The 14360-nt window shown below is 54.8% G+C and carries 11 protein-coding genes; 3 read left to right on the top strand and 8 right to left on the bottom strand.

From position 1 onward, the window contains the following. Positions 1–88 precede the first annotated feature (88 nt). The 5 genes from mltG to JRF57_10040 all read right to left on the bottom strand — a co-directional run bounded on the left by mltG (position 89) and on the right by JRF57_10040 (position 7342). Positions 89–1120 (bottom strand): endolytic transglycosylase MltG, encoded by a 1032-nt coding sequence (gene mltG, locus JRF57_10060; protein ID MBW2304045.1) that lies wholly within the window; start codon positions 1118–1120, stop codon positions 89–91. A gap of 986 nt (positions 1121–2106) precedes the next feature. Further along, positions 2107–2928 (bottom strand): glycosyltransferase, encoded by an 822-nt coding sequence (locus tag JRF57_10055; protein ID MBW2304044.1) that lies wholly within the window; start codon positions 2926–2928, stop codon positions 2107–2109. 498 nt (positions 2929–3426) lie between these two features. Next, positions 3427–3984 (bottom strand): CBS domain-containing protein, encoded by a 558-nt coding sequence (locus tag JRF57_10050; GenBank protein MBW2304043.1) that lies wholly within the window; start codon positions 3982–3984, stop codon positions 3427–3429. Positions 3985–4115: 131 nt separating this feature from the next. Next, entirely contained in the window at positions 4116–5483 is a 1368-nt protein-coding gene (locus tag JRF57_10045; protein ID MBW2304042.1) for a sigma-54-dependent Fis family transcriptional regulator, read from the bottom strand. 80 nt (positions 5484–5563) lie between these two features. Continuing rightward, positions 5564–7342, bottom strand: coding sequence for a PAS domain-containing protein (locus JRF57_10040; protein ID MBW2304041.1), 1779 nt, complete (start codon positions 7340–7342; stop codon positions 5564–5566). Positions 7343–7757: 415 nt separating this feature from the next. On the opposite strand from JRF57_10040, the gene JRF57_10035 reads away from it, so the two are divergent. After that, entirely contained in the window at positions 7758–8279 is a 522-nt protein-coding gene (locus JRF57_10035) for a Spy/CpxP family protein refolding chaperone (protein MBW2304040.1), read from the top strand. Between the two features lie 84 nt (positions 8280–8363). Here the strand turns inward: JRF57_10035 and JRF57_10030 are convergent, their stop codons facing one another. From JRF57_10030 to JRF57_10020, 3 genes are all read right to left on the bottom strand, one after another. Further along, the gene (locus JRF57_10030) at positions 8364–8627 is read right to left on the bottom strand and encodes a hypothetical protein (GenBank protein MBW2304039.1); all 264 of its coding nucleotides are present in this window, start codon (positions 8625–8627) and stop codon (positions 8364–8366) included. 299 nt (positions 8628–8926) lie between these two features. After that, the gene (locus JRF57_10025) at positions 8927–9217 is read right to left on the bottom strand and encodes an RNA-binding protein (protein ID MBW2304038.1); all 291 of its coding nucleotides are present in this window, start codon (positions 9215–9217) and stop codon (positions 8927–8929) included. Positions 9218–10026: 809 nt separating this feature from the next. Further along, on the bottom strand, positions 10027–10950 hold the full coding sequence (locus JRF57_10020; GenBank protein MBW2304037.1) for an HD domain-containing protein: 924 nt from the start codon (positions 10948–10950) through the stop codon (positions 10027–10029). Between the two features lie 119 nt (positions 10951–11069). On the opposite strand from JRF57_10020, the gene JRF57_10015 reads away from it, so the two are divergent. Together JRF57_10015 and JRF57_10010 are read left to right on the top strand one after the other, a co-directional pair. After that, positions 11070–11273 carry a heavy-metal-associated domain-containing protein gene (locus tag JRF57_10015; protein ID MBW2304036.1) on the top strand — a complete coding sequence of 68 codons (204 nt, stop codon included), beginning with the start codon at positions 11070–11072 and terminating at the stop codon, positions 11271–11273. Between the two features lie 155 nt (positions 11274–11428). Beyond that, complete coding sequence (locus JRF57_10010; protein MBW2304035.1) at positions 11429–13876, top strand: copper-translocating P-type ATPase; 2448 nt, start codon at positions 11429–11431, stop codon at positions 13874–13876. Positions 13877–14360: the final 484 nt, after the last annotated feature.

Genomic DNA, 14360 nt, shown 5'->3' with positions numbered 1-14360 from the left:
TCCCTTTTGCCCAATCTCGGCGTCAGGAGACGGTCGCGTGCATCAGGGACACGTTAAATGGCCTGTATACTGTATACAGTATTCAGTGTCAAGACCCTTTTTTATGTCCTTTTCCCCTCTTTTTCTGGTACCTGGAAACGGCCCGGTTGTGTTCACGGAGGGTTTTTGAAAAATGGTGGGTGCCGTCGTTCTTGGAAACGAAGTAGAGGTATTCAGTCCGTTCGGGGAAAAGGACGGCCCTGATGGATGCAAGACCTGGATTGGCGATGGGTCCGGGGGGGAGTCCCCGGATGACATAAGTGTTGTAAGGTGTGGGCCGGTGAAGATCTTTCCGCGTCAGGTTCCCGTCGAAATGGGAAAGACCGTATATGACCGTGGGATCGCTTTCCAGGCGCATTCCCCGCTTGAGCCGGTTCAAGAAGACGCTGGCGATCAAGGGCCGCTCCTCCGGCCTCCCGGTCTCCTTTTCAACGATAGAGGCCAGGGTCACCACCTCCCTCAAGGTCAAGCTTGACCGCTTGATCGCTTCACCCAGGGGTTGAATCACCTCGAGGAACCGTTTCACCATCACGTCGATGATTTTGCGGGCGGGAAGCCCTAAGGAAAAATGGTATGTGTCGGGATAGAGAAATCCCTCCAGAGTTTCTCCCTCAAGACCATACGCCTTAACCAGGCCGGGATCATTACACAGGGAAAGAAAATGCCTTTCGTCCACAAGGCCTTTCACGGCCAGCAAACGGGCAATCTGATACCTGGTCCAACCCTCCGGGATAGTAACGGCATGGGTCATCACCTCGCCCCTGGTAAGCTTTACCAGGATCCGGGAAGGGGGCATTGAGGCGCTCAGCAGGTACTCTCCGGTCTTGATCCGTCGTCCTTCCCCCTTTGCCCGTGCCCATATCAGGAATAACAGCCTATTCCGGAGGATCTTTCGGTGCTCCAGTTCCGTAGCCACCTCGGAAAGGGTAGCGCCTTCCCGGATGAGCACCCGCTCCAATGGAGCCACAGGGTCAGCCGGGCGATATATGAAGAGGAACATGCGGGCAAGGAAGAGAAGACCGCCGAAAAGGACCAGGCCGAAGGAAAGAACGGCCCACTTTTTCGAAACCCCGCTAGCCATGTAAAAGCCTTTCCCGGGGAGAAAGGCGACCGGAGGGGCTCTTCATGCTTGTGTCGTACACTCCCCCCGGATACGCCATCAATGGAGTCATGTACATTTCCCGGATTGAGTTTGTCTCTTCAACCGCAGAATAACATAAGGAAAAGGGGGCAACAATCCCCCTTTCCACGAAAAATCCCTGAAACCGGGCACCTGTAGGCCTCTGGGAATTTATCACCTGATTAGGGATTAAATTGAAGGGGTATGGGGATCTTTTCCTCGTTCCCGAGTCTCACGGCCTGGTTATTTCAAGAGACCTATGAAAAACGCCCATTGTCACTCCGGTTCAAGAGGTCCAATTACAGTTGAAATTCGGGTACCAAGGCTTGATGCTTTCGATCCTTTTCTCCTCGGAAGGATGGTTTGAACAAGGGCCGATGGCCCCTTTTCTGAAGTGACCGGCGGGAGGGCGCCGTCGTTTTCCGCAGCTCACGCTCTTCTTAGAGCGGGAGAATGCGGAGGGGGCCGGCCCGCCAGGAAGCGGCGGGCAAGTGTCCCCCGCTGATAAGCCGCTGAAAACACCAGCCCGGGAGCCTCCGAACGAAAGAAAAGGCGCCAGCGGCCCTTCAGAAGCTGGTATCGAATTAATAAAGTATTCACCAAATTAGATCAAAGGGACATGGGGATCTTTTCTTCGTTCCCGGTCTCACGGCCTGGTTATTTCAAGGGGTTAGGGACGGGGGTCCCGGTCTCACGGCCTGGTTATTTCAAGGGGTTAGGGACGGGGGACACTGGCCCCCTCCGCCGTTCTCCCGCTTTTACAAGCGGGAGCCGGGGCTTCCCCCATCCCTAACCCCTTGAAATAACGAAGGCCTCCCAACAGGTCACTTCAGAAAAGACACCCATGCCCCTTTTCCCGGTGGAGCGAACGATGTTTTCAAGAAAAATGCTTGATCCAAAAAGGGTCTGGAAAAAGGCCCATTGTCACTCAGGCTCAAGAGGTTCAGTTACAGTTGAAATTCGGGTACCAAGGCTTGATGCTTTCGATCCTTTCCGTGGATGATTCTCATGAGGAGAAGGAATCCTCCGAATCCTATGCCAACGGCCGAGATGCCTCCCCCGATTACACTCAAGAGTCGAAGGGGGAAAGTCGTCATGCTGGTGAGCAGGTCGAACTGAAGATTGATGAGTTTCCACAGATCATATTTGGACTCCCCCCTGCTCCTGTTTTCGTGACGGACCTCGATTTCCGTGGTGTTCCGGGCGAAACAGTTGGCCAGGACGGGGATAAAGGTGCCCCGCTCGTGACACATAAGCATGGCGTCCACGATAGGGCGACTGTAAGCCCTCAGCATGCATCCATAGTCATGCATCATCACGCCCGTGGATTTTTGAACCACCTTGTTGATCACACAGGATGCCATCCTGCGGAACAGGGGATCCTGCCTGGGGACACGGACACTGCCTACCACGTCAAACCCCTCTTCGATCTTGGCAACGAGCCTGGGGATCTCCTCCGGGGGATTCTGAAGGTCCGCATCCAGGGTCACCACGATATCGCCCCTGGACTGTTCAAAACCGGCCATGACCGCCGCGTGCTGGCCGTAATTCCTGTTCAGGAATATACCCAGGACTTTTCCCCCGGAACTCTGTGCCGCCTCGGTGATAATCTCCGGGGACCCATCCGTGCTTCCGTCGTCCACCAGGATGATCTCAAAGGGCTTCCCTATTTCATTACATGCATCCAGGCATCGCCTGATGAGCTCCTGGAGGTTTTCATCCTCGTTGAATACGGGGATAACGATGGAAACGGAATGAAAATCCATCATTTTTCCCGGACCAGGGCTTCCTTCCCGCATCATTTCCCCACTCGCCTGCACCCATTCACTGGGGGCCTCTCCCACTGGACAGCCTTTCATGGAGAAATCAATAGCCCAGGAAACTAACCCCAACATGACCCGAAGATTATCATTGGGTAAGGTTTAACCCAAATTATGCATGACAAATTTTGAAAGAAGTCATTTGTTTAATGATTGTAGGTTGTTGGACATCTTTCCGGGTCAGATTACATTCACCCAAAAGGGGCAGTAAGGAAACATCAAATTCATTCAAAATTCGTCACCCTTCGGGATTGCCGATTTTGCCGAATCTGCTGCGTTGTAAGGTGCGAAGACGTACTTTCAGTACTTCGAGCGCCTTACGCCTTGCTCTTCGGCAAACTTGGCAATTGCATAATCCGGGTTTAAAAAAAACGGGTGGAAAACCGAACTTAAGGGGATCGGTTTTCCACCCGTTTATATTTATCAAAGATTAGAGGATCCTAAGCCTTAGAGGTCACAGGTCTTGATCGCGTCACACACCTCTTTGAACACATCCGTCAGCCTGAGGATACCCACGATATCCCGACCCTTGGTGACCAGCAGTGACTGGTGATGTCCCATGATCAACTGGTGCAGGGCCTCGTTGAGGGTAGCATCTTGATCCACAAATTCCCCTTCCGTTGGGGTGTACATGATGTCTTTCACCTTCAGTTCCACGGCCTTCCGGCAGATGTCGTTCAGGGGTTTATCCCAGAGTTTGTAATGTTCCACCATGGATTTGATAAAGCTTTTCGAAAAGCCACCCCACCTTGGGATACTCTTGGCTTCCGCAATTTCCCCATACCGGGGTTCGAGGGCCCTGATGATATCATGCTGGCTCAGCTTTCCTACGATCTTGCCCTCCTTGTCATACACCAGCACCGCCCGGTGCCGGTACCGGCTCTGGTCGAATTCCGCCTGGGCCTTCTCCAGGGCCATGACCGCCTCGTACAGGTTGGCGTCCTCGGAAACCGTTGCGTACTCCGATAGGGGAACCATCAACTCCTTGACCCGGATCGTCCTCATTCAACACCTCCTTGGTTTCTTTAAATTTTGTGCCCCCTTTCGGGGGAATGGGAGAAAAAACCCCTGCCTGCAGAAGGCGGGCTCACATTCAGGCTGAAACAGGGCTCCAAGTGACTCCTGTCCTTGAACCCTCAATTCATCACACCGTATTTCTTGAGTTTCTTATGCAGGGTTTTCCGGGTGATCCCCAGCCGCCTCGCGGCCTCGCTCTTGTTTCCCCCGGTGAGTTCAAGGGTTTTCAGGATCGTTGCCTTCTCCACCTCCTCCAGGGGCAGATCTGCCGGAATTTCCTCCCTTCCCTCAGGGCCGTTCTCCGCCGGGGGATCCCTGGGAATCAGGGGAAAATCCTCCACTCCGAGGTATTCGTCCCTTCCAAGGATCACCCCCCTTTCCACAGCGTTCATGAGCTCCCTCACGTTTCCAGGCCAATCGTACTTGATGAGCCGGTCCATGGCCTGGGGAGTGAATCCCTTGATCACCTTTTGGTTCTTCCTTGAAAAAACATCCAGGAAATGCTGGGCCAGGAGGGGAATATCCTCCCGTCTTTCCCGTAGGGGGGGCAGGTACAAGGTCACCACGTTTAACCGGTAGTAAAGATCCTCCCGGAACCGCCCCTCCTGGATCTCCCGGAGGAGATCCTTGTTGGTGGCCGCGATGATCCTCACATCCACCTTCAAAACCTCCTCGCCCCCCACGCGCGTGATCTCCATGTCCTGAAGGACCCTCAGGAGTTTCGCCTGCATGGCCAAGGACATTTCGCTGATCTCGTCCAGGAACAGAGTGCCGCCGTCGGCCTGGACGAAGCGGCCCTCTTTCCTGCGGTGAGCCCCGGTAAATGCACCCCTTTCATGCCCGAAGAGTTCGGATTCCAGCAGGGTTTCGGTGATGGCCGCGCAATTGACCTTGACGAAAGGGCCTTCCTTCCGGAGGCTGTTGTAATGGACGGCGCCTGCGATAACCTCCTTCCCCGTTCCCGACTCCCCTGTGATCAACACAGTGGCCTCTGTGGGCGCCACCTGGGCCACCGTCTCCAAAAGACGCACCATCGCCGGACTCCGACCGATGATGTTCCTGCGATCAAGGGAATTCCCCAGCCGCTCCCTGAGAAGCCTGTTTTCCTCCTTCAGGTGGGTGTGATCCATGGCCCGTTCCATGGCCATGCGAAGCTCGTCGAAATCCAGGGGCTTGGTGAGATAATCATAAGCACCGTTTTTCAGGGCCTCAAGGGCGGTCTCCACGGAGGAGTAAGCGGTCATAATGATCACGGGGATGGCCGGGTTATAAGCCTTGATCTCCCGAAGGGCCTCAAGGCCTGAAACCCTGACCATCCGGATGTCCATCAGGATCAGGTCGAAGGCCTGTCGGCGGGCCATCTCAACGGCCCTATCGCCGTCTTCCGCCTCCAGGATCTCGTAGCCCCATCCGCCCAGGAGGGTCCTGAGCATAGTCCGGTGGGCCGCGTCGTCATCAACGATCAGAATGGTGCTTTTCTTGTCCATTGCTCCTGCCTTGATCTGTATAGCCGTATTGAGCCGGATGGTCTGGTCTCTACCGGAACCAGGCCCCCTTCTCCCCCAGATCACTCTTTCCGTGTGGGTGGGGTATCCGTGGGAAGGACAACCGTTACCTTCGTCCCCTTTCCCTTCTCGCTTTCAACGCGCACTTCTCCCCCGTGGGTCTCGATGATTTTATGAACGATCGCAAGCCCCAATCCGGTCCCGGAGGACCGGGTCGTAAAATATGGATCGAAAACATGGGCCAGGTCTTCCTCCCTGATTCCCACTCCCGTATCCGACACCACGATGGTTACCCGATCATCTTCATCCAGACCGACCTTCACCGAAAGCGTTCCCCCCCCTTCCATGGCCTCGATAGCGTTGAGGTAGAGGTTCAGGAGGACCTGGTTGATCCTGTCCGGGTCCATCCAGGCCTCATTCACGCGGGCAGAGAGTTCTGCATCGATACGAATCCCCTTGTGCTCGGCCTGCTGCTCGACCATTTTCAGTGAATGTTGAATCACTGAATGAAGCGAGATCCGCCGTTTCTGGAGGGTCACAGGGCGTGCGAAATCCAGCAATTGGGTAATAACACGGTTAAGCCGTTCCACCTCCTGGATCATGATGTCCGCCGTGGCCTGGTCCTCCGGGTTTTCCCTGTAACGGTCCCTGAAATAAGTGGCGAATCCCTTGATGGAACTCAGCGGATTACGGATCTCGTGGGCCACACCAGCCGCCAATCTTCCGAGGGAAGCCAGGCGCCGGCTCCTCTCGATTTCCCGCTTGAGATCCCGCACCTCCGAAAGATCCCTGAAAAGAATGAGATGCCCCCACGTACCCCCATCCTGGCCTCTAAGAACGGAGGCGCTCACATCCAGGGGAAGGACCCTGTCCCCTCCAAGGGAACAATCCAGTTCCCCGTCCAGGATTCTTGGTTTTTTCCTCAACTCATTCGTAATTCCCCATAGCGCCCCCGGCAGGACCTCCTCGCCCTTCTTGCCCAGGACCTCCCGGGCCGAAACGTTGAGGAGGGATTCGGCGGCCTGGTTGAATGAGGCGATCTTTCCCTCCCCATCCACAGCCACCAGCCCGATGGGCATGTTTTCCACTACGTTGTCTGAAAAGGCCTTGATTCGAGTAAGGGAAGTGCGTGTTGTCCGGTAGGCCTGGGCCAGGAATACCATGAATATCCCCGTAAAACCGATCAGGAGAAGTATGGCCGCCATGATCATCGTGTGCCGATTGTCCGCTCTCCTGGCCTCTTCCAGGGAAGTCATGTCCATGCCCACGAAGATGATCCGGTCCGACTCTCCCTTAAGCTCCCGAAAGTCCGGAGGAACGTTATGCCTTCGTGGGGCGCCCATTGGGCCGTTTCGCCTCCCCATCAGTACGGTAGTGGGAGAAAAGCGCCGAAAAACTTCGAAAACCTCCCGACCTCCCGGCCGATCCCCGACCTGCCTGTAACGTATATCATCGGATCGTGCCACTTCTTCCAGATCCAATTTCTCCCCGTAAATGCCTCCGATTCTCGAGGGATCGTTGTGAGCAAGAATCCTCCCCCTGGAATCCGTAACGATCAGGTGAACGATATCCGGCTGCTGCGCTGTCTCCATGAGGAGATTCTGGAGCTGGAATCTCCCGCCATGCATACCCATCATACCCATCATACCGGTCCGGGTTCCCGCCTCAAAAGATCGAATCAGCGCCGCGCCCTTTTCCAGCAACAGGAGGACCATCTGTTCCTTCTGTTTATGGATATTCTGGATCGTCCAGAACAAAAAGATGGGGACAAGGATCAAGACCGAGGCCAGGATCACCCAAGGGGGAATATCGACACCTATTTTTTTAAGTGACCTGAACATGTTTCAACCCAACTCACGATTACTACCAGCTGGTTTCCAGATTTCATTTATGGATGGGCACTAGCTATTAGGAAGAAGCAAGGCACGTACCAAAGTCCGTCCATATAGAGATAAAGAGCCTCCTCGGCTCCATCAACTTTCATGAAGAAGAGGGCCCTTTCCCTCCTGGATACTTTTTACCCAAGCGAATATCCAACCTGGATACTTAGTATCCGCGTTTTTTTGCCTACTTTCAACCAAAAGGATCAGCAATCAGGGCCTTGGCATCAATTTTTGTCTGTATATCAAGGGAGTTATGCCCCCAAACATAAAGGATGGCACACCTCTTGCTCATTCATGAAACCGAAAACAGGAGGGATCAACGTCAACCCTTCTCTATTGTTTCACAAACACCAAGAATTAAGGAGGAAGAAAAATGAAAAGACTTGCCATCGTAGCAGCGATTCTCGCACTGGCCGCAATCATCGTTGTTCCCGCCATGGCTGATGGTCCCCGCTGGGGAGCCCGCGGGCGCATGATGAGCCAGGCCTGGGGCCCCGGCAATCGTCCTGCCTTTGGCGGATATGCAGGTGCTTACGGCAATCTGACGGATGAACAGAGGAAACAACTGGAGGACCTTTCCAGGAAATTCTATGACGAAACCGCTCAGATCAGGAACCAACTCTGGACCAAGAGGGGTGAACTCAACATCCTGCTGAACGGCTCTGAACCGGATGAGTCCAAGGCCATGACCCTTCAAAAGGAGATCAGTGAGTTGAGGGCCAAGCTGGCTGATGCCAGGATCCGATACGCCCTGGAAGCCAGAAAGATCGCTCCTGACGCCCGGCCCGGATGGGGAGGGTACGGCATGGGCGCCCGTGGTCACCATATGTGGAATTTCGGTCCCGGCCAGGGCCGGATGTGGGGAGGGCACGGGCCCGGCAGAAGCTGGAACTGAATTCTGATACGGTAAACCGTTATAGCCGGGGGGGACAAATCCACCCCCGGCTTCAATATTTTGAGATCTTTGAAAACGTCCGATCTAGTCGACCTGCATGACGATTCCCTTTTCCCGGTAAGGCGATCGGGTCTGATCCCGCTTTGGCGTGCGCGCGTCCCGCACAACTTCATAGATGAGCTTTATATGACCTTGGTGGCCGGCATACTTTTTCAGCCTGACGATATCCCTTTCGCCGTCAAGGGGAGGGGTCATCCCGTTAAGGGCTTTTCTCACTTCCTCGCTGGCTTTTACGATCATACTGCTCCGCGTATCTCTTTGAATTTTGATATCGAGTAGGATTTCCATGGTTATCCCCTTGCCGTACTTTAGCGGCGCATCCTCCCGCCACCTGAGTCCAGGGGAATGCCCGGCCCAAACCCCTCAAGGGCGGGCCGGTCCCCCTTTTGCCTCGCGCGAACCCCATTTCCCATGAAAAGAACGGCGATGACCGGAACCTCGTCCCCTGGGAGCCCATCCCCGCCAAGAAGAGTGCTCCCTCTCCTCAAGGCCCTTCTTCAATCCACAGGGAGAGGATCCCTCCTCAGCCGCAGTAAATCACTATCAACTGAGGGCACAGATTTTTCTCCCATTCCCAGAATGGGACTTTAATACCGGGGCCCCCTGTTCCGTCCCATTCCTCCGTGCGACCGATCCCGGCGAGGGCGGGCCTCGTTCACGTTGATGGTCCGGCCTTTCAATGCTTTCCCGTTCAAGCCATCTATGGCCGAGCGCGCTTCCGTCTCATTCGGCATCTCTACAAAGCCGAAACCCCTGGACCTGCCCGTGTACTTATCCTTGATGATATTGACCGAATCAACGGCCCCATACGCCTCAAAGGCCTCCCTCAATTCGCTTTCCGTCAAATCATAGGACAGGCTGCCGATGTAAATATTCATTGAATCCTCCTTTAGATTTACTGGAGAGAGGACAAAGGGGGCCCTAAAGGGACCAAGCTCGGATCTCCCTCTCCGATTCAGAATCCTGAAACGAATCCTCCGGTTTCACGGATCCCCATCCTCATGGTCTCGTATCCGGGCAAACTCTTTGCGGGGGAAGCGTCCCCCTATTGGCCCGCTTTTTATCAAGCAATGAATCCGAAGAATCCTTTACGGTTTTCTCTGGTTAATGATGTTTTATCCTGGAATGGTAAACGGATTGGTTCCGGCCATTCAGGCCTGCCATGAATCCAAGCGGTAGGATGAATTCGTGTAGGCTGGAAAGGCGCTGACTGCCCTACCCGAGGGTCTCCTGCCCGGTGAAAAGCAGGAAACATTCATCGTACCCGAATCGGTGCTCTGAGACCTTTGAAAAATAGTGAACGTTTTTCAGGGGGCTTAAAGGTATCGAGACCTTTGAAAAACGCCCCCTTTTGCCCAATTGCGGCGTCAGGCTCAAACCGGGGACCCACCCGAAGGGTGGGGAGTCCAAGTGAAACACGGACAAATTTCAATCCTCAAAATACTAAATGTATTCCTGCGGTTGAAATTTTCGCCTTCCTTGAACTTGACCAAAATTGAACATTTTTCAAAGGTCTCGTATCGTCCCTCCCCACCGGCCATCTTCGCCATCCGGCACGCCCCCCTTTCCCTCGTGCAAACCGTGAGGCCGCCGTTACCGGGAAATGGAAAAATTCATTTTACAAGGTCTCATGGCAATATAGCAACCTCTTTATTTCCTCGAATCCTTCTTTTCCGGAAATTTCCGACTACTTGCCGCTCAGGCTTTTCACGAAAAGAGAAAATATCCGGGAGCTGCATTTACCTGCTTCCACGTCTTTTCGAATGATCTGTCCCAGGGTCTCGAATGCCTCCATGGCATTCCTGTAAGGGCGGTCATTATTGGTCAAGGCCTCATAACAATCAATGATGCCGATAATCTGCGCCGTTTCTGAGATAGAGCTCTTCCCGAAAGGGTAGCCGCTCCCATCCAGTTTCTCGTGGTGTTCAAGGGCGCAGAGGCTGACGGCTTCATTTTCGAACCGGCATCTTTTGAGGATTTCATATCCTATCGTCGTGTGCCTTTTCATCTCTTCGAATTCCTCGGAAGTCAATCTGCGGGGAGCAACAAGGATCTCTTTGTTGATCCGAGTCTTTCCCACATCATGGAGCAGGCCGCTCAGGCCCAGCCACTTGGCCTCGCTCCGGCTGTATCCATTGTAAAATGCGAAGAGCAATGAAAAAGCCATGACATTGATGGAATGAAGCACGGTGGAATAGTCCGTTGAAGACATATCGATCAATTGCCTGATGACGTCCGGCTGCTCCGAATAACTGTCGACAAGAATGTTCACCGTATCGGCCATACCCTCCAGGCTCCCGCTCCTTGGTTCCCGGAGAGTTTCATCCACGATTTCCACGATCGTTTCCTTCACCCTGACGAGATTGCCGGACCTCGCATCCTTTCTCAACTGCTCATTCAAGGCGGTTTGGGCCTCACGGATCCCTTCAAGCCGATCCGACTGTCTCAGGAAAAGAATTTCCGGGTGCCTGCCCTGGCTTATCCGCATCTCTCCCAAGGTGATCCCTGGTGGTTTGTAGAGCACGAAGCGGGTATCTTCCACCTGTTCATAAAGCGGCACGTCTCGGTAAAACGGTAACAAGGCTTTCCTGGCCTGAATATAGTCCGGCATGGCACACCTTGCTTGATTTCATTCGTTCTGCTGTTATAATCTATTTAAAAGATAGGGATTGTAAGGGTTCACGAACCAGAAACAGGCACTACTTAACAAATTAAAACAGGAGGAATAACATGGAAAGAAAAAAGTTTTCCATCCCCAACATCACCTGTGGTCATTGTGTTATGACCATCCAGAGGGAACTAGGGGAACTGGAAGGGGTATCGAAGGTCGAGGGAGACCCCTCCAGGAAGGAAATCGAGGTCGAATGGGATTCACCGGCCACCCTGGAGAAAATCAAGGCGACCCTGGAGGAGATCAATTATCCGGCCGGCTAGATCGCTCCAAGCTTACCCCAAGGGGCTGTAAACAGACCTCTCTTCCCCCCAACCTCTAAGGACTCGCGCCGTGGGCATCCGACGATATCGGGCTCACTAGGCCCCTGTCCTTTCTTAAACCAGGGAGGGCCACGCAACCCTTACGGAGAATCCATATGCCCTTATCGAACATCCAGATTCCTATCACAGGGATGTCCTGCGCCAATTGCGCAGCTAATATCGAGCGTAATTTAAAGAAGACGCCCGGGGTAAAGGAAGCGAATGTAAATTTCGCATCCGAGCGGGCATCTATCGCCTTCGATCCCCAAGACGTTCGGGTCGAGGACCTCCTCCGTAAAATCGAGGAAACCGGTTACGGAGTCCCCAAGGCCAAGGTTGAATTCACGGTGACGGGCATGACCTGCGCCAACTGCGCCATGACCATCGAGCGGACCCTCAGGAAAAAAGTCCCAGGCGTGGTAGCTGCCTCGGTCAATTTCGCATCCGAGCGGGCCAGCGTGGAATACCTGCCGGGGCTGACGGATATCGAGCAAATGATCCAGGCCGTTGAGAAGGCTGGCTATGGCGCGATTCGTCCATTGGAGGGTGACGAAGAAGGGGCGGAAGACCTTGAATTGGCCGCCCGGAGGGCCGAAATCCGGAATCAAACGCGGAAATTCGCAGTGGGACTGGCCTTCACCACCCCTTTATTCGCACTCAGCATGGGAAGGGATTTCGGCCTCCTGGGGACCTGGAGTCACGCCCCTTGGGTCAACTGGCTTTTTTTCATTCTGGCCACCCCTGTCCAATTCTATACCGGTCTTGATTACTACCGGGGCGGGTGGAAAAGTCTAAAAAACAAGAGCGCCAATATGGATGTTCTGGTGGCCATGGGATCCTCTGTGGCCTATTTTTACTCCCTGGCCCTGCTCCTCCTTCCCCTCCTCGGGAAACACGTCTATTTTGAGACATCAGCGGTCATCATCACCCTGATCAAGCTGGGCAAGATGCTGGAGTCCCGCACCAAGGGCCGAACCGGGGGTGCCATACGGAAACTCATGGACTTGAGGCCCAAGACCGCCACGATTCTGCAGAACGGAACAGAAAAGGAGATTCCCCTCGCCAGGGTCAAGGTAGGGGATGAACTGATCGTCCGGCCGGGAGAGAGTATCCCTGTGGACGGGGAGATACTGGAAGGAGAAAGCAGCGTTGACGAATCCATGCTGACCGGCGAACCTCTTCCGGTGGACAAGAAACCGGGAGATACTGTAACGGGTGGGACCCTCAACGGAGAAGGCCGCCTCAGGATGCGGGCCACCCGGGTCGGGAAGGACACGGCACTGGCCAATATCATCCGGCTCGTTCAGGAGGCCCAGGGGAGCAAGGCGCCCATTCAGGCCCTGGCCGACCGGGTGGCGGCTGTTTTCGTTCCTTCAGTGATCGGGGCCGCGTTCCTGACCTTCTTGCTCTGGTGGGTCATCGGGGGGGAATTCGTCCACGCCATGATCCGTTTGGTGGCGGTCCTGGTGATCGCCTGTCCATGTGCCCTGGGTCTGGCCACCCCTACGGCCATCATGGCAGGGACCGGTAAGGGAGCTGAGCGGGGCATCCTGTTTAAGAACAGCGAGGCCCTGGAAACAGCCACCCGGCTCGATACCATCGTCCTGGACAAAACCGGAACCATCACGCAGGGAAAACCTTCGGTGGCGGACCTCGTGGTCCTGGGAAACTCTATAAGGGACGAAGAGGAGTTGCTGAAAATAGGGGCCTCAGCTGAAAGGGGATCCGAACATCCCTTGGGCCGAGCCGTCGTGGAAGAGGCGATGAACCGACGTCTGTCTCTCCTGGAGCCAAAGGATTTCAAAGCATTTCGGGGTTCGGGCGTAAAGGCCTTGATCGACGGAAAGGAAGTCCTGATCGGTAAACCGGGCTGGTTCAAAGAGATGGGCCTGGATATCGACCCGGCCATGGAATCCATCCGCAGGCTTCAAGGCCAGGGAAAAACCGTGATGCTGATCTCTCTGGAAGAGACCCCCGTCGGCCTCATCGCCCTGTCCGATAACCCGAAGCCGGAATCCGCCGATGCCGTGGAAGATCTTCACCGTCTGGGGTTGACTACGGTCATGCTCACGGGTGACAACGAGCAGACGGCCAAGACCATCGCCTCCCGGGTGCGTGTCGACGAGGTGGTCGCTGAAGTCCGGCCCGAGGACAAGGCTGCCAAGATCAAAGACCTCCAGGGTAGAGGGAAAAGGGTGGGAATGGTGGGTGACGGTCTCAATGACGCCCCCGCCCTGGCCCAGGCCGACGTGGGGTTTGCCATCGGCACCGGCACGGATGTGGCCATCGAGTCGGGGGACGTCATCCTCGCCAGCGGGAGTCTGAAGGGCATCCCGAAGGCGATCCATCTGAGCCGGGCCACCATGCGAACAATCCGACAGAACCTTTTCTGGGCCTTTTTCTACAATATCATTCTCATTCCCGTGGCTGCGGGCGCCCTTTATCCCCTGGCATTCCTGCCCCGATTCCTAAGGGAACTCCACCCCATCCTCGCTGCCCTTGCCATGGCTGTGAGCAGCATCACGGTGGTCTCCAACAGCCTGCGGCTCTATCGGGGAAGGTAAGACGCTAAAACCATTATGAAATTTGCCGCTTCAAGCAGGGGAACTTGAATTCGATACCAGGCTCCTAAAGGCCGGTGGCGCCTTTTCTTTCGTTCGGAGGCTCCCGGGCTGGTGTTTTCAGCGGCTTATCAGCGGGGGACACCGGGCAGCGGCAGCCCACACAAAGCGTGCGGATGAAAGCAAAACATATGGGAAAACATCAGGGTCGCCACGTCGACTCCTTGACAAGTGCCTTCTCATGAAAGTCACTCCAGAAAAAGAGCCAGCGGCCCCGGCTAGATACCCCCCTGTTTCAAAAACACCAAGATATCACCGGGCGGGAACATCAAGCCTTAGCATCTGGATCTCAAATGTAATATTGAATCCTTGAGCGGGCGTGAAAATGGGCTTACATACCCCTGCGATGTGATTCGGTGACACTCCCCAGGAAGAAGCCGGGGCATCTGTAGCTCCAAATGCCTGGCTCTAAAGGCTGCCGCTCCAT

The sequence above is a fragment of the Deltaproteobacteria bacterium genome (assembly GCA_019310525.1).
Taxonomy (GTDB): Bacteria; Desulfobacterota; DSM-4660; order Desulfatiglandales; family HGW-15; genus JAFDEE01.
This window is presented reverse-complemented; position numbering and strand designations above follow the sequence as displayed.

Bases quoted from the DNA above. Each gene is read 5' to 3' on its own strand.
- JRF57_10035 (MBW2304040.1), top strand. From the start codon at position 7,758: ATGAAAAGACTTGCCATCGTAGCAGCGATTCTCGCACTGGCCGCAATC.
- JRF57_10040 (MBW2304041.1), bottom strand. From the start codon at position 7,342: ATGTTCAGGTCACTTAAAAAAATAGGTGTCGATATTCCCCCTTGGGTG.
- JRF57_10055 (MBW2304044.1), bottom strand. From the start codon at position 2,928: ATGATGGATTTTCATTCCGTTTCCATCGTTATCCCCGTATTCAACGAG.
- JRF57_10030 (MBW2304039.1), bottom strand. From the start codon at position 8,627: ATGGAAATCCTACTCGATATCAAAATTCAAAGAGATACGCGGAGCAGT.
- JRF57_10025 (MBW2304038.1), bottom strand. From the start codon at position 9,217: ATGAATATTTACATCGGCAGCCTGTCCTATGATTTGACGGAAAGCGAA.
- JRF57_10050 (MBW2304043.1), bottom strand. From the start codon at position 3,984: ATGAGGACGATCCGGGTCAAGGAGTTGATGGTTCCCCTATCGGAGTAC.
- mltG (MBW2304045.1), bottom strand. From the start codon at position 1,120: ATGGCTAGCGGGGTTTCGAAAAAGTGGGCCGTTCTTTCCTTCGGCCTG.
- JRF57_10020 (MBW2304037.1), bottom strand. From the start codon at position 10,950: ATGCCGGACTATATTCAGGCCAGGAAAGCCTTGTTACCGTTTTACCGA.
- JRF57_10015 (MBW2304036.1), top strand. From the start codon at position 11,070: ATGGAAAGAAAAAAGTTTTCCATCCCCAACATCACCTGTGGTCATTGT.
- JRF57_10045 (MBW2304042.1), bottom strand. From the start codon at position 5,483: ATGGACAAGAAAAGCACCATTCTGATCGTTGATGACGACGCGGCCCAC.
- JRF57_10010 (MBW2304035.1), top strand. From the start codon at position 11,429: ATGCCCTTATCGAACATCCAGATTCCTATCACAGGGATGTCCTGCGCC.